The 24,670-nt window shown below is 69.0% G+C and carries 22 protein-coding genes; 11 read left to right on the top strand and 11 right to left on the bottom strand.

The window, feature by feature from the left end; genetic code table 11:
- Window positions 1-89: 89 nt before the first annotated feature.
- The 3 genes from AC6I21_RS12350 to AC6I21_RS12360 all read right to left on the bottom strand — a co-directional run bounded on the left by AC6I21_RS12350 (window position 90) and on the right by AC6I21_RS12360 (window position 4,014).
- On the bottom strand, window positions 90-767 hold the full coding sequence (locus AC6I21_RS12350) for an SH3 domain-containing protein (protein ID WP_497762486.1): 678 nt from the start codon (window positions 765-767) through the stop codon (window positions 90-92).
- 140 nt (window positions 768-907) lie between these two features.
- Complete coding sequence (locus tag AC6I21_RS12355) at window positions 908-1,408, bottom strand: ferritin (protein ID WP_138176110.1); 501 nt, start codon at window positions 1,406-1,408, stop codon at window positions 908-910.
- Window positions 1,409-1,593: 185 nt separating this feature from the next.
- Complete coding sequence (locus AC6I21_RS12360; RefSeq protein WP_497762487.1) at window positions 1,594-4,014, bottom strand: Tex family protein; 2,421 nt, start codon at window positions 4,012-4,014, stop codon at window positions 1,594-1,596.
- A gap of 39 nt (window positions 4,015-4,053) precedes the next feature.
- On the opposite strand from AC6I21_RS12360, the gene AC6I21_RS12365 reads away from it, so the two are divergent.
- On the top strand, window positions 4,054-4,413 hold the full coding sequence (locus tag AC6I21_RS12365; RefSeq protein ID WP_054821897.1) for a hypothetical protein: 360 nt from the start codon (window positions 4,054-4,056) through the stop codon (window positions 4,411-4,413).
- Window positions 4,414-4,649: 236 nt separating this feature from the next.
- Window positions 4,650-5,045 carry an RNA-binding S4 domain-containing protein gene (locus AC6I21_RS12370; RefSeq protein WP_497762488.1) on the top strand — a complete coding sequence of 132 codons (396 nt, stop codon included), beginning with the start codon at window positions 4,650-4,652 and terminating at the stop codon, window positions 5,043-5,045.
- Window positions 5,046-5,094: 49 nt separating this feature from the next.
- Here the strand turns inward: AC6I21_RS12370 and AC6I21_RS12375 are convergent, their stop codons facing one another.
- Complete coding sequence (locus AC6I21_RS12375; protein ID WP_497762489.1) at window positions 5,095-7,149, bottom strand: S9 family peptidase; 2,055 nt, start codon at window positions 7,147-7,149, stop codon at window positions 5,095-5,097.
- 98 nt (window positions 7,150-7,247) lie between these two features.
- Here AC6I21_RS12375 and AC6I21_RS12380 point away from each other — a divergent pair, with 98 nt between their 5' ends.
- Window positions 7,248-7,865: a DUF1697 domain-containing protein gene (locus AC6I21_RS12380; protein ID WP_497762490.1), complete on the top strand. Its 618-nt coding sequence runs from the start codon at window positions 7,248-7,250 to the stop codon at window positions 7,863-7,865.
- Window positions 7,866-7,926: 61 nt separating this feature from the next.
- The gene (locus AC6I21_RS12385; RefSeq protein WP_246049621.1) at window positions 7,927-8,592 is read left to right on the top strand and encodes a trimeric intracellular cation channel family protein; all 666 of its coding nucleotides are present in this window, start codon (window positions 7,927-7,929) and stop codon (window positions 8,590-8,592) included.
- 30 nt (window positions 8,593-8,622) lie between these two features.
- Here the strand turns inward: AC6I21_RS12385 and AC6I21_RS12390 are convergent, their stop codons facing one another.
- Together AC6I21_RS12390 and AC6I21_RS12395 are read right to left on the bottom strand one after the other, a co-directional pair.
- On the bottom strand, window positions 8,623-9,879 hold the full coding sequence (locus AC6I21_RS12390) for an MFS transporter (protein ID WP_497762491.1): 1,257 nt from the start codon (window positions 9,877-9,879) through the stop codon (window positions 8,623-8,625).
- A gap of 19 nt (window positions 9,880-9,898) precedes the next feature.
- Window positions 9,899-10,453: a TetR/AcrR family transcriptional regulator gene (locus AC6I21_RS12395; RefSeq protein WP_138176098.1), complete on the bottom strand. Its 555-nt coding sequence runs from the start codon at window positions 10,451-10,453 to the stop codon at window positions 9,899-9,901.
- Window positions 10,454-10,582: 129 nt separating this feature from the next.
- Here AC6I21_RS12395 and AC6I21_RS12400 point away from each other — a divergent pair, with 129 nt between their 5' ends.
- From AC6I21_RS12400 to AC6I21_RS12410, 3 genes are all read left to right on the top strand, one after another.
- Window positions 10,583-12,103 carry an MFS transporter gene (locus tag AC6I21_RS12400; RefSeq protein ID WP_497762492.1) on the top strand — a complete coding sequence of 507 codons (1,521 nt, stop codon included), beginning with the start codon at window positions 10,583-10,585 and terminating at the stop codon, window positions 12,101-12,103.
- A gap of 302 nt (window positions 12,104-12,405) precedes the next feature.
- A complete protein-coding gene (locus AC6I21_RS12405) occupies window positions 12,406-12,609 on the top strand; it encodes a cold-shock protein (protein ID WP_013349999.1) in 204 nt (67 codons plus the stop codon).
- 125 nt (window positions 12,610-12,734) lie between these two features.
- Window positions 12,735-13,742: an LLM class flavin-dependent oxidoreductase gene (locus AC6I21_RS12410; protein WP_497762493.1), complete on the top strand. Its 1,008-nt coding sequence runs from the start codon at window positions 12,735-12,737 to the stop codon at window positions 13,740-13,742.
- Window positions 13,743-13,888: 146 nt separating this feature from the next.
- Here the strand turns inward: AC6I21_RS12410 and AC6I21_RS12415 are convergent, their stop codons facing one another.
- Both AC6I21_RS12415 and AC6I21_RS12420 read right to left on the bottom strand, forming a co-directional pair.
- Window positions 13,889-14,380 carry a hypothetical protein gene (locus AC6I21_RS12415; protein ID WP_497762494.1) on the bottom strand — a complete coding sequence of 164 codons (492 nt, stop codon included), beginning with the start codon at window positions 14,378-14,380 and terminating at the stop codon, window positions 13,889-13,891.
- Window positions 14,381-14,434: 54 nt separating this feature from the next.
- Entirely contained in the window at window positions 14,435-15,691 is a 1,257-nt protein-coding gene (locus tag AC6I21_RS12420; protein WP_497762495.1) for an MFS transporter, read from the bottom strand.
- A 228-nt stretch (window positions 15,692-15,919) separates the two neighbouring features.
- Between AC6I21_RS12420 and AC6I21_RS12425 the strand changes: the two genes are divergently transcribed.
- The 4 genes from AC6I21_RS12425 (at window position 15,920) to AC6I21_RS12440 (ending at window position 19,207) form a co-directional block, all read left to right on the top strand.
- A complete protein-coding gene (locus AC6I21_RS12425; protein ID WP_497762496.1) occupies window positions 15,920-16,396 on the top strand; it encodes an Lrp/AsnC family transcriptional regulator in 477 nt (158 codons plus the stop codon).
- 157 nt (window positions 16,397-16,553) lie between these two features.
- On the top strand, window positions 16,554-16,835 hold the full coding sequence (locus tag AC6I21_RS12430; RefSeq protein WP_138176087.1) for a hypothetical protein: 282 nt from the start codon (window positions 16,554-16,556) through the stop codon (window positions 16,833-16,835).
- Window positions 16,836-17,114: 279 nt separating this feature from the next.
- Window positions 17,115-18,035: a LysR family transcriptional regulator gene (locus AC6I21_RS12435; RefSeq protein ID WP_138176085.1), complete on the top strand. Its 921-nt coding sequence runs from the start codon at window positions 17,115-17,117 to the stop codon at window positions 18,033-18,035.
- A 140-nt stretch (window positions 18,036-18,175) separates the two neighbouring features.
- On the top strand, window positions 18,176-19,207 hold the full coding sequence (locus tag AC6I21_RS12440) for an enoyl-CoA hydratase/isomerase family protein (RefSeq protein WP_497762497.1): 1,032 nt from the start codon (window positions 18,176-18,178) through the stop codon (window positions 19,205-19,207).
- Here AC6I21_RS12440 and AC6I21_RS12445 read toward each other — a convergent pair.
- The 3 genes from AC6I21_RS12445 to AC6I21_RS12455 all read right to left on the bottom strand — a co-directional run bounded on the left by AC6I21_RS12445 (window position 19,204) and on the right by AC6I21_RS12455 (window position 24,667).
- Entirely contained in the window at window positions 19,204-20,985 is a 1,782-nt protein-coding gene (locus tag AC6I21_RS12445) for an FMN-binding glutamate synthase family protein (RefSeq protein WP_497762498.1), read from the bottom strand. The two genes, AC6I21_RS12440 and AC6I21_RS12445, sit on opposite strands and share 4 nt — an antisense overlap.
- 77 nt (window positions 20,986-21,062) lie before the next feature.
- Window positions 21,063-22,853, bottom strand: coding sequence for an amino acid ABC transporter ATP-binding/permease protein (locus AC6I21_RS12450; protein WP_497762499.1), 1,791 nt, complete (start codon window positions 22,851-22,853; stop codon window positions 21,063-21,065).
- On the bottom strand, window positions 22,850-24,667 hold the full coding sequence (locus AC6I21_RS12455; RefSeq protein WP_497762500.1) for an ATP-binding cassette domain-containing protein: 1,818 nt from the start codon (window positions 24,665-24,667) through the stop codon (window positions 22,850-22,852). Before AC6I21_RS12455 ends, AC6I21_RS12450 begins: the two co-directional genes overlap by 4 nt.
- Between the last annotated feature and the right edge of the window lie 3 nt (window positions 24,668-24,670).

Genomic DNA, 24,670 nt, shown 5'->3' on the forward strand with positions numbered 1-24,670 from the left:
TTGCAACCGGGTTCAGTTGGCCGTGGTCGCCACAGAGGCGGCGCCCATCCGCGTCAGGGATCTGGCCGAGGAAAATCGCTGAACAGCAACTAGTAAACGGTTCTGAGCTGGCTGGCGGGAACCCACATCTGCTCCCCGTCCCGCTCAATCTTTCGCCATGCACCCTGGCGAGCGGTGACGACCACTGCGGTGTCGGCCTGCAGGATGCGCACCAGCGGGTAGTGGTCTCCCGGTCCTCGGCGGCCGTTGAGGCTGATCGTTGTCAAGGCCCTCTGCTGGGGCACCGAAATCAGTCCATCACGCGGCGGCCGTTGCGGCAGGGTTTGCAGGTACATGCTCGGCACCCAGCCTTGGGAATCTCCCCATTGAATCTGCGCCCACAGTCCCTGCTGCAGCATCACCTTGACCTTGGCGCCCTGATCCACGACCTTGATGACGGGATAACCGGTGCCGCTTCCCTTGCGCAGGTTCAGGGTGGCAGTGGTTTGGTGCGTGGCCTCAATCAGGGCGTAGCGCGAGGGGACGGCCGCAGCCTTGGGCTCGGCTGGGGATTGCGACGGTGTACTGACCTGCACGTCGGGGATCTGCTCCAGGTAGGCCGCCGGCAGCCAGCCGTAGAGCCCACGCACATACACATGCGCCCATGAGCCGCGGATCTCCACGAGGGCCAGCTCCTGGTGTTCCATCAACTGCGTCTGCACCAGGTAGTGCCGCCCGGCTCCCTTGCGCAGCTTCAGCGACGCGGTCGTGCGGTGCGTGAGCGCCACGGCCTGCGGACTGGCCTGCGCACGTGACGGTCTCGCCCGATCCACAAACACCTCTGAAACTTAAAAACCTAGGGAAGCAACAATCATTGCTTCCCTAAGTTTATTTCATTAATCAATCGCCCGCGGCGAGTGAGGACTTTTTACTCCGCGGAATCGCGGGAGGCCAGTTCCGCCTCGATGCGCAGCAGGCCGCTGCCGTCATCGCCCACCAGGCGCACGCGGTCCAGGATTTCCCCAACGGTCGCCTCTTCCTCGACCTGCTCGTCGATGAACCAGTGCAGCAGCGGCAGGCAGTCCAGGTCCGCTTCATTCTGGGCCACGCGGTACAGTTCGCGGATGGCGGCCGAGACCTTCTGCTCGTGGGCCAGGGAGGCCGCGAAGGCGTCCTCGACGCTGCGCACGTTCAGGCTCGGGGCGGGCTGCTCACCGATCTTCGGGTGGGCGCCGCGGTCGGCCATGTGCATGATGAACTTCTCGGCGTGCACGATCTCTTCCTGCGACTGGGCGCGGAACCAGTTGGCGATGCCGGGGAAGCTGAGCACTTCCATTTCGGCGGCCAGCTGGCGATAGACCGTGGCAGCGGTCAGTTCAAGGGTGATCTGCTGGTTGAAGGCTTCTGCCAGTTTTCCTGTAAGTTCCATGTTTTTACAATAGGCGCATTCGGCGCGCTTGTCACCGAAGTTTAGGCACACTAAGCAGCTGCCGAATTAGCTCACACCAGCGGTCTGACTTGCATTTAGTTGAGGCGTAGCAAACTTTGGTTTGGCACCCCTACCCCACGGGTCCAGGTGGCCGGAGGGTAGGGGGGAGCCAGGGTCGTAGGAGGTTATCCCAATCCGGCCTTGCGCAGCGCCTCGGCCATCGCGGTATTGGCCGGAGCCGATTCCTTGCGCGGCCCCGGCGCCCGGCGGGCGCCGCGTTGGCCCTGGTTGCGCTGGCCGTTTCGCTGCGGATTGCGCTGCCGGGAACCGGCCGGCTGGTCCGGGGTGCTCTGCCCGGGCAGCGGGTCATCCAACCGCAGGTTCAAGGAGATGCGCTTGCGGGCGGCGTCGACGTCCAGGACCTTGACCTTCACGATCTGCCCTGAGGTGACGACCTCGCGGGGGTCGGAGATGAACTTGTTGCTCAGCGCCGAGACGTGGATCAGCCCGTCCTGATGGACCCCGATGTCCACGAACGCGCCGAACGCGGCAACGTTGGAGATCGTGCCCTCCAGGATCATGCCCGGCTTCACGTCGTTGAGGGTTTCCACGCCCTCCTTCAGCGCCGCGGTGACGAATTCCCCGCGCGGGTCGCGTCCGGGACGCTGCAGTTCGGTGATGACGTCGCGGATGGTGGGTTCACCGAACTGTTCGGTGACGAACTCGGCGGGATCCAGTTCGGCCAGCCGGCGGCCTCGCTCCTGGGCACTGTGCTGCAGGGTGCGGGCCAGCGCGTAGGCCTCGGGGTGCACCGCGGAGGCGTCCAGCGGGTCGGTGCCGGACGTGATGCGCAGGAACCCGGCGCACTGTTCGAAGGCCTTGGCGCCCAGGCGCGGCACCTTGAGCAGGTCCTTGCGGGTGACGAAGGGGCCGTTGGCGTTGCGGTGCTCGACAATGTTGCGGCTGAGCAGCGGCCCGACCCCGGCGACGCGGGAGAGCAGAGCCGGGGAGGCGGTGTTCACATCCACGCCCACCGCGTTCACGCAGTCCTCGACCACCGCGTCCAGGGCACGGTCCAGCTTCGCGGCGCTGACGTCGTGCTGGTACTGGCCCACGCCGATGGACTTGGGGTCGATCTTGACCAGTTCGGCCAGCGGGTCCTGCAGGCGCCGGGCGATCGAGACCGCCCCGCGCAGCGACACGTCCATGCCCGGCAGCTCCTGGCTGGCCAGTTCGGAGGCCGAGTACACCGAGGCGCCGGCCTCGGAGACGATCACCTTGGCCGGCTTGGCGCCGGTCAGCTCCTTGATGACGGCGGCGGCCAGCCGGTCGGTTTCCCGCCCGGCGGTGCCGTTGCCCACCGCGATCAGCTCGGTGCCGTGCTTGCGGGCCAGGGCGGTCAGCACCTGCACCGACTGGTCCCACTTGTTGGCCGGGGCGTGCGGGTAGATGGTGGCGGTGTCCACGACCTGCCCGGTGCGGTCCACCACCGCCACCTTCACCCCGGTGCGCAGCCCCGGGTCCAGGCCCAGCACGGCCTTGGAGCCGGCCGGGGCGGCCAGCAGCACGTCACGCAGGTTCGCGGAAAAAATCTTCACCGACTCGTCCTCGGCGGCCTCGAACAACCGGGTGCGCAAATCGGATTCGAAGCGGGTCAGCAGCCGGGCCTTCCAGGCCAGGCGGACGGTCTGGGCCAACCACTTGCCCGCCGGGGCATCGGCGGGGGCGGTGATGCCCAGGCTGCGGGCCACCGCGGCCTCGTAGCCGGAGCGGGCCTCGGCCACGGCGGTTACATCGCGCGGATCGGCCTCGGCCAGCTGCAGGTTCAGCACCCCGTCGCGTTCCCCGCGCAGCAGCGCCAGCGCCCGGTGGGCCGGCAGCGAGTCCATGGGGGCGGCGTAGTCCAGGTAGTCCGCGTACTTGCCCTGCCCCTCGCTTGAGGCGGTGGGGCTGACGCTCGCGCCGATCTTTCCGGTGCTCCACAGCCGTTCGCGCAGCTGCCCGGTCAGCGCCACGTCCTGGGAGACCCGTTCGGTGACGATCGAGCGGGCCCCGGAAAGCACGTCGGTGGTGGTGGCGAAGCCGGCCTCGGCGTTCAGGTAGCGTTCGGCCAGGGCGTCGGGGTCCAGTTGGGGGTCGGCCAGCAGCTGCTCGGCGACCGGCTCCAGCCCGGCTTCGCGGGCGATCTGCGCCTTGGTGCGCCGCTTGGACTTGAACGGCAGGTAGATGTCCTCCAGTTCGGCCTTCGTGGTGGCCGCGGCGATGGCGGCTGCCAACTCGTCGGTGAGCTTGCCCATCTCCTCGATCGCCTGGTGCACCGCGACCCTGCGGTCCTCCAATTCGCGCAGGTAGCGCAACCGCTCCTCGAGCAGGCGCAGCTGGGCGTCGTCCAGCGTGCCGGTCACTTCCTTGCGGTAGCGCGCGATGAAGGGCACCGTGGATCCGGAGTCCAGCAGTTCGATGGCCGCCTTGACCTGCCAGGTCTTCACCTGCGTGGTGGCGGAAAGCTCCTCGGCCAGGCGCTGGATAATTCGTTGTTCTGCACTGCTCACCGATCCATTGTGCACCACCGGGTTCACGGCTTGGATGATCGACTCGGCTCTCATTCAGCTGATCCCCAACGTTGCCTATTAAAGTGGTTTTCCATGGGGAAAGAGCACACACGCAAAGTACTGGGTACGGCCGCACTCGCACTGCTGGCCACCGTGGTCACCGGGTGCTCCATGGTCGAGCAGCAGGCCTCGGAGGCCGTGGGGCAACTCACCGATGCCGCGTCCAAGGAGTTCGTGCGCCAGGCCTGCGCGCCGGTACAGGATGGCCAGCTGGAAAACAGTGAGATCAGGGTCCTGACCTCAATGATTGGCGCGATCGACGGAGGCGGCCTGCCGGCCTCGATCATCGATCCGCTCAAGGAGCTGGCCGATCGGGGCGACAGGACGGCGCCCGAAAAAATTGCCAACAGCCTGAAGCAGGCCTGCACCGATGCCGGGGCCTACAGCGGCTAGCCGCAAAGACGGCCCGCGGGCGCTGGGACCACCAAAACGGCGGGCCCGGCACCTGCGCGGGACACGGCCGGTGCACCGGCAGTGCCCTGGCTTTTTCCTGCCCTGGCACCGGTGAGGGGCAGGCATGGGGTGTGATCTTTGCCTCGGCACGGCGGCGGGCGAGGATGGAAGCCGCCGGGTGCCGCGCCGCAGACGCTATCCGGTTCCCGGCTGCATCCTGGCCTAAACTCGTAGACATGGTCCAGATCCCCACTACTTCCAAAGCGCGGCTGGATGCCTGGCTGTGGGCCGTGCGCATCTACAAGACCCGTTCGGCGGCCACCACCGCGTGCCGGGCCGGGCACGTGAAGCTGAACGGCAGCCCGGTGAAGGCCTCCCAGCAGGTGGTGCCCGGGGACCGGCTGCGGGTGCGCAAGGACGGGTTCGACCGCGAGCTGGAGGTCACCGCCCTGATCACCAAGCGGGTCGGTGCCCCAGTGGCCGCCAAGTGCTACATCGACCACACTGCCCCGCGCGAGAAGCTCGTCATCCCGATGGTTCCGGTCCGCGACCGCGGCACCGGCCGGCCCACCAAGAAGGACCGGCGCGAGATGGAGAAGCTGCGCAGCTCCTGGCAGCAGCCCGACCAGTAGCCGCGCCGCGGCCAGAAGTCCACGCCCGGCCACGGCCAGCGCAGTTGGGTCAGGACAATTCCAGCGGCGGCACGTCCGCCTCGAAGCCGAACACCTGGGCGTAGAACGCCAGGGAGGCTTCCAGTGCGGCGATGATGTTCGCCTCCTGGCGGAACCCGTGCTGTTCCCCGGCAAAGAGCAGGTAGGCGTGCGGGATGCCGCGCCGGGCCAGCTCATCGACGACCACCTGTGACTGGGCCGGGGGCACCACCTTGTCCTCATCGCCCTGCAGCACCAGCACCGGGCAGCTGATGTTCTGCAGGTGGTTGATCGGTGCCCGCTGGGCGTAGAGCTCGGCCTCCTGCGGGTAGGGCCCGACCAGGGAGAACATGTACTGGGATTCGAAGTCATGGGTGTCGGCGACCAGTGCCACCAGGTCGGAGACGCCGTAGCGGCTGATCCCGGCGGTGAACCGGTCCGAGTTGGTCAGCGCCGAGAGCACGGTCCAGCCGCCGGCCGAGCCGCCCTCGATCCCGATCCGCTGCGGGTCGGCGATGCCGCGCTCGATCAGCGCGTCGATCACCGCGACGGTGTCGGCCACGTCCACCACGCCCCACTGCCCACGCAGGCGGTTGCGGTAGGCGCGCCCGTAGCCGCTGGAGCCGCCGTAGTTCACATCCACCACCCCGATTCCCCGGGAGGTGTAGTAGGCGATGGTGGCCGAAAGGGTGGCGGCGGCCTGCGAGGTCGGCCCGCCGTGCACCATGGTGATGAACGGCGGCTTGTGCCCCTCCGGCCCCCGGTAGCCCTGGTTGCGCGGACGGTAGAGCAGCGCGTGCACCGCTTCCCCGTCGGCGTTGCGGGCCTCCAGCTCCTCCACCTGCGGCAGCTGGTCGGCCGCGGGCAGCTGATCGATGGCCCGGGCCAGCGGGCGCAGGCAGGCCGCACCCCGGGTGGCTGCCTCGTCCCCGGTGGCTGCCTCGCCCCGGGTGCCGCCCGGTGCGTCCCGGCCGTCCACCGCCGCCAGGTCGATCAGGCTGATCTGCTCGCCCTGGGTCATCGAGGAGGTCGCGGCCAGCAGTTGGCGGCCGCACAGCTGCAGCGGACGGATCCGGGTCACCGGCAGCCGCAGCGGCTGCAGCTGCCCGCCATCGATGCGCAGCCGGGACAGCCCGGTCAGCCCGGTGCCGTGGCTGACCAGCAGGGTGTTCTCCGATTCCACGGTGTACCAGGTGGTGCCGACCTGCCACAGCGGGCCGGCGAATTCCTCCTCGCGCTGCAGCAGCGGGCGGCTGGTGCCGGCGGCCACGTCGTACAGGTACGGGTTCCACCAGCCCGAGGCGTCGCTGATGAACGCCAGGCGCTGCCCGTCAACCCATTCGGGCTGCAGCACCGAGGTCTGCCCGGAGCCGGCGATCACCCGCTCATCGGCCAGCCCGGCGGTGCGCAGCGAGGTGCCGGTGAGGGTGGCCAGGTGCAGCTCGGTGCCGTCCCAGGGCATGTTCGGGTGCTCCCAGCTGATCCAGGCCAGCTGCCGCGCATCGGGGCTCAGCCGCGGGAAGGCGACGAAGCGGGCCGGCGGGGTCAGCACGTTCAGCGCCGCACGGTCGGTGGCGGCGCTGGCATCCAGCGGGACCGCCACGATGTGGCGCACCGGTTCGCCGCAGAGGTCCTCCATGATCGCCAGCACCGCGTCCCCCGCGGCGGTGGGCACCAGCTCGGCGAAGCGCAGGGTCGGATTTCCCTGCTCAAGGCTCGGCGGGGTCAGCGCCACCGGTGCCGCGCCGGGTGCGGAAATGAGGTAGAGCCGCTGGTCGGTGAAGTTCGCGAAGACGATGCCCCACCCGTCCGGCTCCGCCCCGGGCAGCAGGACCCAGGAGGCGCCGCCGTATTCGTGCACCCGGGAGCGCACGTTGTACTCGCGCGGGATCAGCTCCTGCCGGCGCTCACCGCTGGTCGCATCGTGGCGCCACAGCGTGATCCGCCCGCCCTGCTCGGGCCGGGCCTGCTGGATGATGACCTCTTCTCCGGCGAAGGCCGCACCGCCCAGCGGCTTGGTGCCGGCCGCCACCTGTGCGGCGCTGATCGAGGACGGCCAGGAACCATGGGGAAGCTGCTTGCTCATGGTTCGATCCTAGGCCATCGTCGTCCCCCGGCTTCTGCCCCGCCCAAGCCCCACACCGCCCGCTCGACACGCTGACGATGGTGCGCTTGGATGAAGCCATGACACGCACACGCCAGGAGCAAGGGCGGCCGGATCCGGGCCCGGGAGAACGCGGCGAGCAGGTCCTGCTGCTGCGCGGGGTCAACGTTGGCGGGATCAAGCTGCCCATGGCCGAGCTGGCCCGCATCCTGCAGGAGGCCGGGTTCGCCGCGGTGCGCACGGTGCTGGCCACCGGCAACGCGATCCTCACCAGCGAACTGGATCCGCCGGCCACCGGCAGGCGGGCGGAGCAGGCGATCGATGCGCAGTTCGGCCACCGGATCCGCTGTCTGGCCTACCCCGGCCCCGGGTTCGCCGCCTTGGCCACCGGCTTTCCGGTTCAGCCGCCACATGGGAACTACCATCGCTACCTGAGCTTCACCCCTTCCCCCGCGGCGGCCGGCGCGCTGGCCGCGGCGCTGGAGGAACAGCTGGCCTGCCGCGGGCTGCGGGCCGCCGAACCGTTCGCCGTGCACGGCCCGGCCCTTGGCTGGGTGGCCGAACGCGGCACCAGCACCAGTGACCCGCTGGCCCAGGCGCTGCAGCGCCTGGCCCCCACCCACCTGCACACCACCCGGAACCTGAACACGGTCCAGCGCATCGCCCGGATTCTGCGGGCGCCGGAACACGACGCATAATGGGTAGCGTTCGGGGCGCGCGAAGCCGCGCCCACCGTGTCGAAGGGGAGCCCACCAACCCATGATGCCCACCATGGTCCTGGCCGTTGAGCTGATCGGCACGTTCTTCTTCGCGATCGCCGGGTCACTGGTGGCGGTGCGCCGCGGCTTTGACATCATCGGCTCGGTGTTCCTGGCCGGAGTCGGAGGCCTGGGCGGGGGCATCGTGCGCGATCTGATCCTCAGCGACACCCCGGCCACGTTCAGCAACCCGGTCTACTTCATCCCGGTCGTGCTCAGTGCCGTGCTGGTGTACCTGTTCACCCCGGCGGTCAAGAAGCTGCACCGCCTGGTGCTGGTGTTCGACGCCGGCGGGCTGGGACTGTTCTGCATCACCGGCACGCTAAAGGCCCTGGACTACGGGATGAACCCGGTCTCCTCGGTGCTGTTGGGGGTGAGCACCGCGGTGGGCGGCGGGCTGATGCGCGATGTCATCGCCAACGTCACCCCGGAACTGTTCAACCCGCGCGACCTCTACGCGGTTCCGGCGATCGCCGGGGCGGGGCTGACCTCGCTGAGCTGGACGCTGGGCTGGTTCTCCACCACGCTGGGGATCATCACCGCGGTGCTGGTGATCGCCACCCGGCTGGCGGCGATCAAGTACGGCTGGCGGGTGCCGCTGGCGGCCGGGCACTGGCACCGCCAGCCGGCCGCGCCCCCTGGGGACGGGCCGCAGCGCAACTACTAGGCCCCCTGCCGCCGCTTGCGCCGCCCCGGGTCAGTCGATGCGCTCGAGCTTGCCCAGGTCCTCGGCCCCGGGGATGGTGTCCTCGATGGCCCGCGGCGGGTTGATCATGATCGCCCCGGCCAGCATCACCACGATGCACCCGCCGAGCATCGCAAAGGCCGCGCCCCAGGAGTCGGTGGCCTTCTGCACCACGCCGAAGAGCATCGGCACCACGGCCGCCCCGGCGTACCCCAGCCCCTGGGCGAAGCCGGACAGCACGCCCGAACCGTAGGTGGTGCGCGAGCGCAGGTTCATCATCAGCAGTGCGATCGCAAACGTGCCCTGGCCCAGGCCGGCCAGCGCCACCCACACGGCGGTGTTGTTCGTCGGGGACAGGTAGATGCCCAGGTGCCCGCCGATCCAGCAGGCGGTGAACACGCCCACCGCCACGATCGGGTGCTTTAGCCGCGGCACCCACAGCGGCACCAGCAGGCTGACCGGCAGGCCCAGGATCGCAAACAGCGCCAGCATCGAACCGGAGGTGCCCTCGCTCAGGCCCATCGCGGTCAGGTAGGGCGGCAGCCAGGTGAAGTAGACGTAGGTCTGGGCGGAGTTGCCGGCCAGGTAGATCGCCAGCCCCCAGGCCACCTTGGACTTCCAGGGGTTCAGCTTCAGCCCCGGTGCGCTGCCGCCGGCCAGCGGCGCGGGCATGTCCGGGCGCGCCACCTTCCGGTCGGCGATCAGCTGCAGCAGCCAGGGCAGCAGCACCACGGCGGAGAGCAGCGCCCACGAGCCGATGGACACCTGCCAGGTGGAGGCGTTGGCCAGCGGGACCGAGAACTGCGGGGCCACCCAGGTGCCCACGGCCAGCAGGGTCACATACCCGCTGGTGACCACGCCGATGTGGTCCGGGAAGTACTTCTTCACCAGCGGCGGCAGCACCACGTTGCCCATGCCGTAGCCGGCCAGCGCGACGATCGATAGCCCCAGGAAGAGGTACACGTCCGAAACCCAGGGGCGGATCACCTGTCCGACGATGGCCAGCAGCACCGAGACCACCAGGGTGCGCTCCAGGCCCCAGGCCCGGATCAGCCGCGGGGTGAGCAGCCCGAAGACCGCGAAGGCGATGGGGGCCAGCATGGCCAGCAGCCCGGTGGTGAATTCGGTGAACGCGATGTTCTCGGAGATCCGCTGCAGCAGCGGCGGCACGGAGACCACCGCCGCACGCAGTGACAGGGCCATGAGCAGGATGCCCAGCAACGCCCCGATGCGGCCCTTGAGGGGCGTGGTGCCCTGTCGTTGATTCATGTGCTCCCTCAGCAGACCGTCATTGGTTGAAATCACCCAACTTTTTCAGTTTCGGCACCAACTCTAGTAACTGAGCCAGCCGTGCATCAAAATCCGAGTCGTGCCACCACGCCGGGCGTCCGGCGTGGGCGTAGATCCCCTCGCCGATGAGCATGATCGCTTGGGCCACGGTCGGGTCCCCGACCTCGCCCAGGATCAGTTCGTACCAGTCCTGGCTGATGCGCTGCAGGCTCTGGGCCGCGGCGTCCACCCCCGCCTGGGCCAGGCGTTCCACGGCCAGCAGGTAGCGGTCGAATTCGGTGCCCAGTTCCGCCGAGGTGCGCACGAAGTACACCGAGATGCCCTCCGGGGCCCGACTCATTAGTTCACAATCCTGCGCCGCCAGCTCCTCACAGGCGCCGATGACCGCCTGGGCCAGCGCCTCCTTGGAGGCGAAGTGGTAGAGCAGCCCGCCCTTGGAGACCTCGGCCCGGGCGGCGGTGGCGTCCATGGTCGCGGCCCGCTCCCCCTCGTCGCACAGCAGTGCAACGTAGGCGTCGAGGATCTTGGCTTTGGCCAGTGGTGGACGGGCCATGGATTTACCTCCCAATGGCGGTGATGAAGCAGACAACACCTCCGATTGTAACAATACCGTCCAGACGGTACAGTAATGGGGGTGGGCTGCTCCCTACCCACTTTCCCTTCGTTCACAGATGGATTGACCATGACTTCACCAACTACCGGAACCCTGCCGCGCGTCTTGACCCCGCGCCGCCGCTGGGCGGCACTGGTGGTGCTGCTGTTCCCGGTACTGCTGGTCTCGGTGGATAACACCGTGCTGTCCTTCGCGGTACCGGCGATCTCCGCTGCACTGCAACCCACGGGCAACCAGCTGCTGTGGATCATCGACATCTATCCGCTGATCCTGGCCGGCCTGCTGGTCCCCATGGGCTCGCTGGGCGATCGCATCGGGCGGCGCAAGGTGCTGCTCACCGGCGCGGTCGGCTTCGCCCTGGTCTCCGGGCTGGCCGCCTTCGCCACCGACGCCGGGCAGCTGATTGCCGCGCGCACCCTGCTGGGCGTCTTCGGCGCCATGCTCATGCCCGCCACGCTCTCCCTGCTGCGCAACATCTTCAGCGACCCGATGGAACGGCGCACCGCGATCGCCATCTGGGCCGCCGCGTTCTCCGGCGGCGCCGTGCTCGGGCCGGTGATCGGCGGGATCCTGCTGGAGCACTTCTGGTGGGGTTCGGTGTTCTTCCTGGCCGTGCCGATGCTGCTGCCGCTGCTGGTTGGCGGGCTGATCCTGCTGCCCGAATCCCGGGACCCGAACCCGGGCAAGGTCGACCCGATCTCCATCGTGCTGATCATCATGGCGCTGCTGCCCTTCGTCTACGGGATCAAGTCGATCATCTCCGGGCCCTGGTACGTCCCAGTCGCCGCGATCACCATCGGGGTGGTCAGCGCCGTCGCGTTCGTGCGGCGTCAGCTGACGCGCAGCATCCCGATGCTGGACGTGCGCCTGTTCGGCAACCGGGTGTTCTCCGGAGCGCTGGCGGTGAACCTGATCGGCGTGTTCTCGCTGGTCGGCTTCATCTACTTCGTCTCCCAGCACCTGCAGCTGATCTCCGGGCTCACTCCCTTTGAGGCCGGGGTGTGGATGACCCCAGGCCTGGTGCTGACCATGGTGTTCGGGCTGCTGGCGGTGCGCTTCTCGGCCCGCTACGGGACCTCGAACGTCATGATCGCCGGACTGGTGCTCAGCGCACTGGCCTACGCCGTGGTGGTCCTCGCCGGGGCCTCGGGCAGTGACACCTGGCTGATGGTGGCCTTCTGCCTGCTCGGACTCGGGGTGGGGATGAGTGAAACCCTGTCCAACGACCTGGTGCTCTCCGAAGTGCCGGCCGCCAAGGCCGGGGCGGCCTCGGCGATCTCCGAAACCGCCTACGAGGTCGGCTCGGTGCTGGGCACCGCGGTACTGGGTACGATCCTGAACGGGATCTACGCCTCCAGCCTCATGGTCCCCTCCTCGCTCAGCGAGCAGCAGGCCGAGGCCGCCACCCAGACGCTCTCCGGGGCGCACACCGTGGCCGAGCAGCTGGACCCGGCCGCCTCGCAAACCCTGCTGCAGGCCGCGGCCGCCGCGTTCGACCACGGCGTGCTGGTCACCGCGTCCCTGGCGGCATTGCTGGCACTGGTGGCCGCGATCGTGGTTGGAAGGGTCGTCAAGCCCCTCGCAAGGTAACCATTGGTCGATTCTTTACCAAAATCTAGATTAATTCGGGCGAAGTTATTCAGTTAGGCCCGTAGACCACGTAGGCTAGGACATGTAGTTTCAAAGTAATTCGCGAAGTACCCTTTAGAAGCTTGCAGACGTCAACACGTTGAATGTCAGGCAACCTTTCTAGACGTGAAGTGAATGACCTGGCTGCTTCGCACAATCGGCCGGCGGAACTCCCAGCGGGAGAGCCTTCGACGGTTTGCGTGGAAACAACCATTTCCGCCACGAGGTGTGGCGGGATTACGTCTGAAAGGACCAAGGAATAAATGGCAACTGGAATCGTGAAATGGTTCAACGCTGAAAAGGGCTTCGGCTTCATCGCTCCGGACAGCGGCGATCCGGACGTCTTCGCACACTTCTCCGCCATCCAGACCCAGGGCTTCCGCACCCTGGACGAGGGCCAGAAGGTTGAGTTCGAGGTTGTCGAGGGCCCGAAGGGCCTGCAGGCAGCTGACATTCGCGCTCTCTAAAGGCGAAACGGCTACACGCCAAGCTTGAACGGTGCCGAACAGGGACTTTCCCGGTTCGGCACCGTTTTTTGTGAGACTTTCCTCGCCCCCGGACTGCCTCACGACGGAATACCGTGGGTCCCATCGTGGTTGGCACCACTGTGAAGCTTTCCATTCTTGATCTTGCCCCGGTGGCACCGGACTCCACGGTTGCCGACTCCTTCAAATCCTCGGTACGCCTGGCCCAGATGGCCGAACGCGCGAACTACGAACGCATCTGGTACGCCGAACACCACAACATGGCGACCATCGCGTCCTCGGCCACCGCGGTCCTCATCAGCCACATCGCCCACCACACCAACCGGATCCGGCTCGGGTCCGGCGGCATCATGCTTCCCAACCACTCCCCGCTGGTGATCGCCGAGCAATTCGGCACGCTGGCCGAAATCTTCGGGGACCGCATCGATTTGGGTTTGGGCCGGGCCCCGGGCACCGACCCGGTCACCCTCCGCGCGCTGCGCCGTGAACCAAACGCGGCCGACACCTTCCCGCACGACGTGCTGGAGCTGCAGGCCTACCTGGCCGATGAATCGCGCATCCCCACCGTCCGGGCGATCCCCGGGGCCGGCACCCGGGTGCCGCTGTACATCCTGGGCTCCTCGCTGTTCGGCGCGAAGCTGGCCGCGCAGCTGGGCCTGCCCTATTCCTTCGCTTCCCACTTCGCCCCGGATGCCCTGCACCAGGCGGTGCAGCTGTACCGGGACGAGTTCACCCCTTCCCAGCAGCTGGACAAGCCCTACGTGATTGCCGGGGTCGGGGTCCTGGCCGCCGACAGCACCCAGCGCGCCCACGAGTTGATGGAACAGGCCAAGCGCCAGCGGGTGGCCTCCTTCCTGGGCCGCAATCGGGAGGAACCGTTCACCGAGGCGGAAATCGACATGCTCATGGGCACTGCCCCCGCCGCCCAGGTCCTGGACATGATGCGCTACACCGCGGTCGGCGCGCCCTCCGACGTCGCCGAATACCTGGAGCATTTCGCCAAGGCCAGCCAGGCCGACGAGCTGATCACCGTGCACTACCCGCTGCAGGAATCCGAACGCCTGGATTCGGTGTGGCTCACCGCGCAGGCCGCCGGCCTGGCCGCCAACGCCTAGCAACACCACGACCCCGCCCCCATGCCGGCGCCGGCACCTCCGCTCGGGCGTCGGCATGGCCGGTGGGTGAAATCAAAAAATGCCCCGCAACGGGGCATTTTGCGTTGTCTGGAGGTTCGCCGCGGCGGTACACCGCGCAGGGTGGCTCAGGCGCTTAGCCGCACCCAGCGCCGGACTGCCATGAACAGTGCCACGATCAAGGTCACGGTCAGCAGGCCCTCCACGCCGATGTAGGCGTAGTGCCACAGCGAGCCGCCCTCGAAGTTTCCGGCCAGCACCGCGTCGGTGCGGCGGGACCGGCCCGGTCGGATGGCCACGGTCTTGATCAGCAGCCACAACCCGCTCAACCCCAGCACGGCCCACCAGGAGCGGTCCACGCCGCGCCGAACGCTGGCGGCCAGCCAGGCCAGGAACAGGACGATCTCCACCACGTTCATCGCCGCGAAAACCAGTCGGCCAATACCCAGCCCGAGCGGAATGGTGATGCCCGGGGCGGTGAACTTCAGCGGCGCCTCGATGAAGGAGATCCCGATGATCAATCCCAGCCAGATGGCCGGGACCAGGATCCGGGCGGCCACGGCCCATCGGGCGGCGGTGCTGGGTCGGGTGGCGGAATCGGTGTGGGACAAGGCCTTCATGCTTTCCACTCTACGCCGCGCCGGGCAGCCCGCTGCCGCCGGGCGCCTGTGGGGCTAGCGGGTGGCACGGGTCCGCGCGGCGCGGGTGGAGCGCACCGAGGCGATCCCCAGCCCCAGGGCCATCAGCACGCAGCCAATCAGGAACACCTGGATGCTGGCCTGCAGGCCAAAGTGCCCGGCCGCCCACCCCAGGCCGATGACCGGAATGGTGCTGCCCAGGTAGGTGACCACGTAGATCGCCGAGACCGTGCTGGCGTGCTCGGAGGGTGCCACCGCGTCCACGGCGGCGGAAAAGGCGGCACGGAACGCCAGCCCCTGCCCCAGCCCGATCACGATCATGGCCAGCACCACGACGGGCAGCAGCGCCGCCTCCAACCCGAGCAGCAGGGCCCCCATCCCGGCGGCCATCAGCAGCAGCGCCACCGTTTGCAGGTGCCGGCCGCGGATCTGGGTCAGCTGCACCAGGGCGGAGACGCCCAACGCCAGGCCGGCCAGCGCCCCGATCACCGGAAGCCAGGAAATGGCGAAGATCTCGGCCAGGTAGCCCGGGGCCAGGGAAAGAATGAAGCCGAAGATCGCAAAACTGAGGAAACCGGTCAGCGCGGCCAGCCAGAATTCACCACGCGCCCCGGAGGGCACGCTGGCCACGCGTGGCGCCAGCGCCCGGCCCCGGGTGCCCGGTGCGGCCACGGCGATGGCCGGGCGGGCCCGCACCAGCAGCAGGGGCACGAGCAGCAGCACCAGCGCCACGGCCTGGACGGTGAAGGCGGTGCCCAGCCCGCCGGGCAACAGGGCCAACAGCCCACCGATGACCGGTCCGACCGCCACCCCGCCCGAAGAGGCCAGCAGGGTGAAGCGCGAGGCCCATTCGGGCTTACTGGGCAGCAGTTCGCGCAGTGCCGCGGCGCTGGCCCCGGTGGCCAGGGCGACCGAGGCCCCCTGCAGCCCGCGTCCGGCGCACAACCCCAGCAGGTCATCGGCGGTCCCGAAGACCAGCGTGCCGGCCAGGCCGATCAGCACGGCCAACAGCAGCGCGGCGCGTCGGCCGATGTGGTCGGACCAGTGCCCGACCGCGACCAAAAAGACGATGAGTGCCATCACGTAGCTGGCGAAGGCGACCGAGGTGCCCATCGGCCCCAGTCCCAGCGACTGCTGCAGCCCCGGGTAGAGTGGGGTGGCCAGGTTGGCGCCGCACAGCAGCACAAAGATCACCAGCCCGGAGAGCACCAGGCGGGTGCGCGGCGTGGCGTCCCACCGGTCGTAGCTGGCTGCCGTGCCGGGACGCATCCTCAGCTCACTGATCACCGACATCGCCGACCCGCCTTTCTGGTGTCCGCCAGCCACCGGATGTGGCGGCGTGCTGGTCCCCTGCCGATCAACAGGGGTGGAAGAGATTGAGCATTCTGCTTCGAGATGGCTACGCGAATAGCCTGTTCCTTCACTAATATGGAATACTTCAAAGCATTGCATCGCCAATTGACGGTTCCATTGAGCAAAACATCCAAAAATTGGCGGATCGGAAGAGTACGGAGAGTAGTTTTGGTGCGTTTGGACGACGTGGACGTGAAGATCTTGCTGGCCATGATCACGGATCCACGGATCCAGATTTCCGAGCTGGCCGATCAGGTGGGCATCGCCCGCAACACCGCCCAGTCCCGGATGCGCCGGCTGCTGCGGGCCGGGGTGCTGCGCGACGGCGGACGCGACATCGACCTGGCGGGCCTGGGCTACGACGTGCTGGCCTTCGTGACCCTGGAGGTGATGCACCGCGACATTGATGCGGTCATCTCCGCGCTGCGCGGGATCCCGAACATCCTGGAGGTCCATGAGATCTCCGGCAACGGCGATCTGTGGCTGCGCCTGGCCGCCATGGACACCCATCAGCTGCAGTCGGCGCTGCGCCAGATCCTGCGCATCCGCGGTGTGAACCGCTCGGAGACCACGTTCGCGCTGCACACCCACCTGTCCTACCGCTGCGCCCCGCTGCTGGAGCAGTACCGCCAGGACCACGGCTAGGCTTCCGCCGCCTGGGCCCAAATCACTGCCGCAGAAACACGCCGATTTCAAGACTTCCTCTGGCTACCTCCACGCCCTAGGCTGGAGATACCAAGTAGCCACGAGGGGTGTTCCCCGGCTGAGGCAGGATACTCCTCGACAACCGAAGGAGTACGTCATGAGCCGCGACATGGAACCCGGGGACTTCGCCCCGCAGTACGGCAACGATCTGTACGAGCCCGACGACGGACGCGATTCGCAGGCCTATGAGGGCTCCAGCGACATGCCCGAAACCATGCGCAACATCGACCCGCTGGCCCAGCGCGGTTACCTGCTCGACGACGACCTCGAAGAGGACTCGGACCTGGATAACGAGTTCACGGACGAAGACGATGCGGAAGAGGACGACGACGAGGACGAGGAGGACGACGTCCCGGTCGAGGACCTGGAAGACGCCTAACACCTCACAGAAGCATCCTTTCGCCCCTTCCGGGTTCCACCCCGAGCGGGGGCGGCAAACCCGGGGTGCAACGCGCCCGGCTCCGCCCGGGATAGACGGCAGGGTAGGTTCCGGCCGCTTCCCGGCGCCCCGCGTGTCCCGCACCAGCGGCGCCCGGGCCCGGGTGGGCCTCCCGCTCCCCACGCCGTGACGCACGGCCGTTGCCCGCTTCCCGCGCGCACCCCACGCGCCTCTTGTCTTGCACCGGCCCGGGGAACAACACCGCCTAGACTGGGATGCGTGATAAATCCGGTTCACCTGCGCACCCTGCTTGAAGTCATCGCCCACCGCTCCTTTGCCACGGCCGCTGCCCGGTTGGGCTACACCGCCAGCGCCGTGTCACAGCAGATGACCGCCCTGGAGCGCGCCGCAGGAACCACGCTGTTCCTGCGCGGGGCGCGTTCGATCACCCCCACCCCGGCCGCACTGCGCATGGTGCGCCACGCCAAGCGGGTGCTGACGGACATCGACGCGCTGATGGCCGACGTGGCCACCGCGGAGGCGGACACCAGCGAACGCGAGGAAATCCGGGTGGGGATCTTCCCCTCCCTGGCCGCCTACGCGCTGCCGCAGCTGCTGGCGGCCGAGGACTGGCCCGCGCTGGGCATCAACCTGCGGCTGTGGATCGGCGAACCCCAGCAGACCGTGGCGGGCCTGGGGGCCGGCGGGGACCTGGATTTGGCGCTGATCTTCCAGGTCGGGCCCGGCGGGCTGAGCTGGCCGGCGAACCTCTCGCGCACCTGGCTGGGCGATGACCAGTTTCGCGTGGTGATCCCCGCCTCCTGGCCGATGTCCGATGACTCCACCCTCAGCCTGGACCAGCTGGCCCAGTGGCCATGGATCATGCACCATCCCGGCGCATCCGATGCAACGCTGATTGCCCGGCTCTTCGCCTCCTACAACATCCACCCGCAGGTGGCCGCGTACTGCGACGACTTCGAGGCCTCACTGAACCTGGTGGCCGCCGGCTTCGGCGCCGCCCTGGTCCCGGATTTGGCGATGGCCCGCGCCCCGGAGGGACTGCGCCTGGTCGATGCGCCCGAGATCCGCCTGGCCCGTTCCATCTTTGCGCTGATGCCCGACCAGGCCGCCAAGCCCAAGGCCAGCCTGGTGCTTGACCGGCTGGCGCAGGTGCTGGACCGCCACCCGACCGTGCGCTGATCCGCCCCGGCACGCCGGACGGCTGCCGGGGACCGGCCGCGGATCCGGCGCAAACCGGCAATCCTTGGCATACTCGGTGGTGGGCCCGCCCCGGCGGCACTGGCCGCGGACCAAACACAGCAACGATGACAAGGAGCACCGTGAGCGAACTGGTGGTTTCACGAACCCTCGGACCGATAGGACACCTGGAGCTGAACCGGCCGGAAAAGCTCAACGCACTGAACCTTGAGATGCTCAGCGAGCTGGATGTGGTGCTGCGCCGCTGGGCCGATGACCCGCAGATCCAGCTGGTGGTGCTCACCGGCCGCGGCGAGCGCGGGTTCTGCGCCGGCGGGGACATTGCCGCCTTCCACCAGGCCGTGACCAGCGGGGACCACAGCGCCTTCCTGCAGCTGCTGGAGCTGGAGTTCAGGATCGACCATTTCCTCTCGGTCTATCCCAAGCCGGTGCTGAGCATCGCCCACGGCATCACCATGGGCGGCGGGATTGGGCTGGCTAGCCACGCCCCGGTGCGGGTGGTGACCAGTGATGCGCGCATGGGCATGCCCGAGGCCCGCATCGGCTACACCCCGGACGTGGGCGGCAGCCACCTGCTGGCCATGGCTCCGGGACACTTCGGCGAGTACTTCGCGATGACCGCCGCCAGCTTCACCGGTGCCGACGCCCCGTTCCTGGGGTTCGCCGACGTGGTCATCGACCCGCAGACCGCTGCCGGGCTGCTCGATGAGCTCGACGACCTGGTGGGCCTGGAACCGCCGCAACTGATCTCCGCGCTCGAGCTGCTGCACGGTTCGGTGCCGGCCAGCGCGCTGCAGGCCGAGCAGGGCTGGATCGACCACGCCTTCTCCGCCGGCACCGCCGAGCAGGTGCTGCAGCGGTTGGATGAGATGGTGCACCCGAAGGCCGCCGAGGCGGCCGCCGCGATCCGGGCGAACTCCCCCACCAGTGTCACCAGCGGGTTCCTGGCGGTGCGCCGTGCCCGTGAGGAGGCGCTGCTGCGCGGGGCCCTGGACCGGGAGCTGCGCCTGGCCGACTACCTGATGTACCTGCCGGACCTGGCCGAGGGCATCCGCGCCCAGGTGATCGACAAGGACCGCAACCCGGCCTGGGAGCCGGACACGCTGGCCGCGGTGGACACCGCCAGGCTGGCCGAAGTGGTCCAGGGACCCTAACTGCCTTGGTGCTGCATCTTGCCCGGCTTGCCTTCCGGCCGGGTGACATCCTGGTGCACCGGCTTGACCACCTGCCGGTCCTTCGGCTCGATGCGCGGGGCGGGCACGGTGTTCGGGTGCCCCGGCTGCCCGGCCGGCGGCATCAGGACCACCGCGTGCGGGGTGCCGAACCGAAGCGGCGCGTGCTCGCCAAAGTGATCCGAATCCGCCTCCTCCCAGTCCTCCCGCCAGGTGGTGGGCGTGTCCTCCAGCAGCTCGCCGGGGCGCAGCCAGTGGAACAGCGAGGCGTAGGAGCGGGTGCTCTGCAGGTTCACCCGGCGCCGCAGCATCCGGGTGTTCAGCTGGTCCGGGCTGGTCAGCCCCATGGAGGCCATGATCTGGTTGGCCTCGGTCACCGTCAGCCGGTGGTAGTTGTACACCCGGTTGCCCTTGTCGTCCACCACCAGGGCGCGCATCCGGCGCTTGTCCTGCGTCGCCACCCCCACCGGGCAGGTGTTGGTGTGGCACTTCTGGGCCTGGATGCAGCCGGTGGCCATCATCATTGACCGGGCCGCGAAGCAGAAATCCGCGCCCTGGATCAGCCGCTTGACGATGTCATTGCCGTTGGCGATCTTCCCCGCGGCCGCCACCCGCACCTCCGAGCGCAGCCCGGTGCCCATCAACGCGTTGTGCACCAGCATCAGCCCCTCCGTCAGCGGGGTGCCCACGGTGTCCTCGTACTCCAGCGGCGCCGCCCCGGTGCCGCCCTCGGCCCCGTCCACGGTGATGAAATCGACCAGGGTGCCGGTCTCCAGCATCGCCTTGCAGATGGCCAGCACGTCGGTGCGCGAACCGACGCACAGCTTGATGCCCACCGGCTTGCCGCCGGAGAGTTCGCGCAGCCGGGTGACGAAGTCCAGCATCTCGCGCGGGGTGGAGAATTCGGGGTGGCTGGCCGGGGAGATGCAGTCCTCCCCCTCGGGCACGCCGCGGGCCTCGGCGATTTCCGCGGACACCTTCGCGCCGGGAAGCACGCCGCCCAGCCCGGGCTTGGCGCCCTGGGAAAGCTTAATGGTGATGCCCTTGACCTTTTCATGGGCGGCCTTGCGGGCGAAGACCTCCGGGTTGAAGCGGCCCTCACTGGTGCGGCAGCCGAAGTAGCCCGAACCCAGTTCCCAGAACAGGTCCGCCCCGTATTCCAGGTGGTACTTGGTCAGCCCGCCCTCACCGGTTTCATGTACGAAGTCACCCATCGCGGCGCCCTTGTTCATGGCCAGCACCGCGTTCTTGGACAGGGCACCAAAGCTCATCGAGGAGATGTTCAGCAGCGAGATGTCATACGGGGCGCTGCACTGGGAGGAACCCACACGCACCTTGTGCTGGTCCGAGACAGCGGCGGCCGGCGCGGTGGAGTGCAGCAGGTATTCGTAGCCGACCGCGTTCACCTCCCGTTCGGTGCCGAAGGCCTTGTGGCTGTCCGCGCCCTTGGCCCGGGCGTAAATCAGCGAACGGGTGTCCCGGTCAAAGGGCTTGCCGTCGGTGTTCCGCTCAATGAAGTACTGCTGCAGTTCCGGGCGAATGAACTCGAAGAAGAACCGGAAGTGGCCCAGGATCGGGTAGTTGCGCAGGATCGCGTGGCGGGTCTGCAGCAGGTCGTGGATCCCCACCCCCAGCAGCACCGCACAGAAGGCGGCCAGCACCAGCCAGGCGGCGCTGCCCAGCGCGGAGGCGAAGATCGCGGCCACTGCGGCGGCCGTGGTGATCACTATCAGGAAGATCAGAATGAAAAACCGTGCCATGGCCCGAGCCTAGCCCCACTGGGTTGGTGCCCGAAAGTGGCTCTTCCCAGTGATCTGGCAGCTCCCAGCTTCGGGTTTTACACCCCGTCCTCGATGCTGGCCAGTTCGCGCCGACGCATCCTGGCGAAGAGCGAGTCGGGGCGGTCCAGCAGGGCGGCGGCGCTGCCCCGCTCGACGACTTCCCCGTCGGCGAGCACGATCACTTCGGCGAAATCCTGCAGCACACCGAGCTTGTGGCTGATCATCAGCAGCCCCATGCCCGCATCCACGCGGCGTGCCAGGGCCTGCATCACCAGGGTTTCGGTGTGCGTGTCCAGTGCGCTGGTGGCCTCGTCGAGGATCAGGAACTGCGGTTCGCGCAGCAGCGCCCGGGCCAGCACCAGACGCTGGCGCTGCCCGCCGGAGATCCGCGATCCGCGCTCCCCCAGCCGGGTGTCAAGCCCCTCACGCTGGGCGGCGAACCACTGGCCGAGCCCCAGCTCCTGCAGCACGCCGGCCAGCGTCGCATCGGTCATCCCGGTGCGTCCCAGGGTGAGGTTTTCGCGCAGGGTCCCGCGCACCAGCGAGTCGTCCTGCGCCACCAGCACCAGCGCGGTGCGCAGATCGCTCAGCGTCAGCTCGTCGATCGGCACCCCGTCCAGGAGCACGGTGCCGTGCGAGTCGACGGCGCGCAGCAGCGCGGCGGCCAGCGTGGATTTGCCCGACCCGGATTCGCCCACCAACGCCACCCGTTCCCCGCGGCCCAGTTCCAGGTCCAGTGCGCGCAGCACGGTGCGGCCCTGGCGCTGGACGCTCAGGTCCTGCACCTGCAGTCCGTCACCCGCGGCGCCCAGGGCGCGGGCGGCGCCCGGTTCGGCCACCGGCGGTTCGGCCAGGTGGTTGGCGTACAGGGTGCGGATGCTGTGCAGCGATTCCTGCAGCGAGCCGACGAACCCCTCCACGCCGCGCACCGCCTCAAAGGAGGGGACGGTGAGCACCAGCAGCAGGATCAGTTCCCCGCCCGGCACCCGGCCGAGCCCGGCGACCGCCACACCCAGCACGGCCAGCCACGGCACCACCGCGACCGCGCTGGCCCGCAGCCCGCGCACCCAGGAGGCCCGGCGCACCCCGCCGGGCAGCCGGCAGGCGCGGCCCAGCCGGGCGGTCATCGCCGCCTGCGCGTCCAGGCTGAACACCGCTTCGGCCCCGGAAAGCGTGTCGCCGATGGCGCGGGAGGTGCGGGCCCGGGCCGTGGCTTCGGCTCCCGCCGCGCGGCGCAGGCTGCCCAGCCCGAGCCACGGAACCAGCAGCCCCAGCACCAGGTAGCCGCCGAGCAGGATCAGACCGCTGGGCCCGTCCACCCCGAAGCCGACCAGCACGGCGACCAGCACGCTGGTCACCAGCGCGGCCACGGCCGGGGGCAGGGTGTGGGCGAAGAAGACCTCCACCCGGTCGATGTCGCGCACCGCCCGCTGCAGCATGCTGCCGCTGTGCGCGCCGGAGGCGAACGGGGCCTGGCGTTCATAGTCCGCGTAGACCTGAGTGCGCAGCCGGGCCAGCGCCAGGAACGCGACCTTGTGCCCCACGTACTGCTCCGCGTAGCGCAGCACCCCCTTGGCCAGGGCCAGGGCGATCAGCCAGCCGGCCAGCACCCCGTAGCCGGCCGCGGACCCGGGCAGCGCCAGCGCCAGCCCGCTGGCCCGGATGAGGCCGAGTCCGGCCACATAGTAGATGGCCAGGGCCACCAGCCGGGTCAGGCAGGCCAACACGCTGGCCAGCAGCAGCGGGGCGATGATGTCCCGCGTGCTGGCCAGGATCCAGCGCACCGCGCCGGCCGTGGCGTGCGGGCGCTGCCCACGTGCGGGGGCCTGGTGGTGTTCGGCGCTCATCGTGCCCCTTTCGCTTCCCCGGCCCGCTGCCGGTACTGGCCCATCACCCGGTACAGGTAGCCGCCGGTGTCCTGCATCAAATCCTCACGCCGCCCGGCCTGCACCACCTGCCCGTCGTGCATCACCACCACCCGGTCGTAGTCCGCCAGCAGGGAAAGCCGGTGGGTCACCGTGATCACGGTGCGCCCCTGCCCGGCGGTGCGCAGCAGCTGCAGCACCTGCTGTTCGGTGTGCACGTCCAGGGCGCTGGTCGGCTCATCGAGCAGCAGCACCGGACGCTCGGCCAGCAGGGCGCGGGCGATCGCCAGGCGCTGGCCCTGCCCGCCGGAGAGCCGCGCCCCGGCCTCCCCCAGCTGCAGGTCCAGCCCCTCGTCCAGCGCGTCAAACCAGGGCCCGAGCCCCACCTGGCGCAGCAGCCGCACCAGCTGTTCGTCCTCGGCGCCCGGGTCGGCCAGGAGCAGGTTATCGCGCAGGCTCATCGCAAACAGCGCCGCCTGCTGTTCAACCACCGCGGTGTTCAGCCGCAGCGTGGCCGGGCCCAGCGCCTGGCGGGCATCATGCACGATGCCGGCGTTGGTCTCCAGCTGCCCGCTCAACACCCGCAACAGCGTGGACTTGCCGCTGCCCGACGCGCCGATCACCGCGGTGCGTGAACCGGGCGGGAAGCTGAGGTTCACGGCGCGGATCGCCTGCGGGTTGCGCTCATACCCGGCGGCCAGGTCCTGCAGCTGCAGCCCGCTGGCGGCCAGGTCCACCGGCACCGGGTGCAGCATCGCCGGGTGCGCCGGTTCGGCCAGCGCCTCGGCGATCTTCTCCTGCGCCGCCCGCCCGGTCATGCCGATGTAGAAGAAGCTGCCCACGTAGTTCACCGGGGCCAGCATCAGGAAGCTGAGCAGCACCAGCGCGGTGCCCTGTCCGGGGCTGAGCACCCCGGCGCCCACCCGCCACCAGGCCAGACCCGCCGCCGCGGCCAGCAGCAGCAGGGCGAAACTCGCGTCGATCACCAGCAGCAGCAGTTGGTTGCGCGCCAGCAGGCGCATCACCTGCACCCGCACCGCCTCCGCCGCGGCGGCGACCTTCGCCCCCATCCACAAGCTGGCGTTGTTCAGCTTCAGCATCCCCAGGTTGCGCAGCGCATCCATGAACACGGCCGCCAAAATCCCCTGCGAGCGCCGGTACTGGCCGGAGGATGCCCGGAACAGCCGACCGAACCCGAACACCAGCAGCGGCACCAACAGCAACAGCACCCCCAGGACCGCGGCGCACAGCGGGTCCAGGGCGAGCGCCACACAACCAAGCACCACGAACGGGGTGATCACCGCCGCCAGCGCCGGCCCGGTGAACCCGGCCCGGAAGCGCACCTTGCGGTCCACCGCGTCCATCGCCGTGTTAACCCGCTCCCCCTGCCCGCGCCGGCGCAGCCCCAGCGGCCCGATCGCCAGGTAGTGCTCCAGCAGCTGGCGCCGGGTGCCCTCCAGCATCCGCTCGCTGGCCCGGTCGATGACCACCGGCACCAGCAGGGTTCCGGCCACCGCCAGCACCAGCGCGGTTCCGGCCATCATGAACCAGGACCCGGGCAGCGCCGGCGCCGCGGCCCCGCCGGCCGGGGCGTCCAACGCCGCGTCCACCGCCGCGCCCAGCAGCACGGCCAGCCAGGCCGTGGCCGCGCCGGAAAGCACCGAAAGCCCCACCACGATCCCGGTGGGTGAAGAAGTTCCCGCCAAATCCTTACGCACCCTCCCATCGTAGGCCGTCACGCCAGCGTCCCCGGGCCGGGCGCCGCGGCGGTCCAGCAGCCGGGCGCCGGGCGTCATCCA

The organism is Glutamicibacter sp. St.4D3 (assembly GCF_059728615.1).

What these genes read in the sequence shown, in the direction of transcription:
- AC6I21_RS12355 (WP_138176110.1), bottom strand. Translation starts at nt 1,408, where the DNA reads ATGGAACTTACAGGAAAACTGGCAGAAGCCTTCAACCAGCAGATCACC.
- AC6I21_RS12360 (WP_497762487.1), bottom strand. Translation starts at nt 4,014, where the DNA reads ATGAGAGCCGAGTCGATCATCCAAGCCGTGAACCCGGTGGTGCACAAT.
- AC6I21_RS12365 (WP_054821897.1), top strand. Translation starts at nt 4,054, where the DNA reads ATGGGGAAAGAGCACACACGCAAAGTACTGGGTACGGCCGCACTCGCA.
- AC6I21_RS12370 (WP_497762488.1), top strand. Translation starts at nt 4,650, where the DNA reads ATGGTCCAGATCCCCACTACTTCCAAAGCGCGGCTGGATGCCTGGCTG.
- AC6I21_RS12375 (WP_497762489.1), bottom strand. Translation starts at nt 7,149, where the DNA reads ATGAGCAAGCAGCTTCCCCATGGTTCCTGGCCGTCCTCGATCAGCGCC.
- AC6I21_RS12380 (WP_497762490.1), top strand. Translation starts at nt 7,248, where the DNA reads ATGACACGCACACGCCAGGAGCAAGGGCGGCCGGATCCGGGCCCGGGA.
- AC6I21_RS12385 (WP_246049621.1), top strand. Translation starts at nt 7,927, where the DNA reads ATGATGCCCACCATGGTCCTGGCCGTTGAGCTGATCGGCACGTTCTTC.
- AC6I21_RS12390 (WP_497762491.1), bottom strand. Translation starts at nt 9,879, where the DNA reads ATGAATCAACGACAGGGCACCACGCCCCTCAAGGGCCGCATCGGGGCG.
- AC6I21_RS12395 (WP_138176098.1), bottom strand. Translation starts at nt 10,453, where the DNA reads ATGGCCCGTCCACCACTGGCCAAAGCCAAGATCCTCGACGCCTACGTT.
- AC6I21_RS12400 (WP_497762492.1), top strand. Translation starts at nt 10,583, where the DNA reads ATGACTTCACCAACTACCGGAACCCTGCCGCGCGTCTTGACCCCGCGC.
- AC6I21_RS12405 (WP_013349999.1), top strand. Translation starts at nt 12,406, where the DNA reads ATGGCAACTGGAATCGTGAAATGGTTCAACGCTGAAAAGGGCTTCGGC.
- AC6I21_RS12415 (WP_497762494.1), bottom strand. Translation starts at nt 14,380, where the DNA reads ATGAAGGCCTTGTCCCACACCGATTCCGCCACCCGACCCAGCACCGCC.
- AC6I21_RS12420 (WP_497762495.1), bottom strand. Translation starts at nt 15,691, where the DNA reads ATGTCGGTGATCAGTGAGCTGAGGATGCGTCCCGGCACGGCAGCCAGC.
- AC6I21_RS12430 (WP_138176087.1), top strand. Translation starts at nt 16,554, where the DNA reads ATGAGCCGCGACATGGAACCCGGGGACTTCGCCCCGCAGTACGGCAAC.
- AC6I21_RS12445 (WP_497762498.1), bottom strand. Translation starts at nt 20,985, where the DNA reads ATGGCACGGTTTTTCATTCTGATCTTCCTGATAGTGATCACCACGGCC.
- AC6I21_RS12450 (WP_497762499.1), bottom strand. Translation starts at nt 22,853, where the DNA reads ATGAGCGCCGAACACCACCAGGCCCCCGCACGTGGGCAGCGCCCGCAC.
- AC6I21_RS12455 (WP_497762500.1), bottom strand. Translation starts at nt 24,667, where the DNA reads ATGACGCCCGGCGCCCGGCTGCTGGACCGCCGCGGCGCCCGGCCCGGG.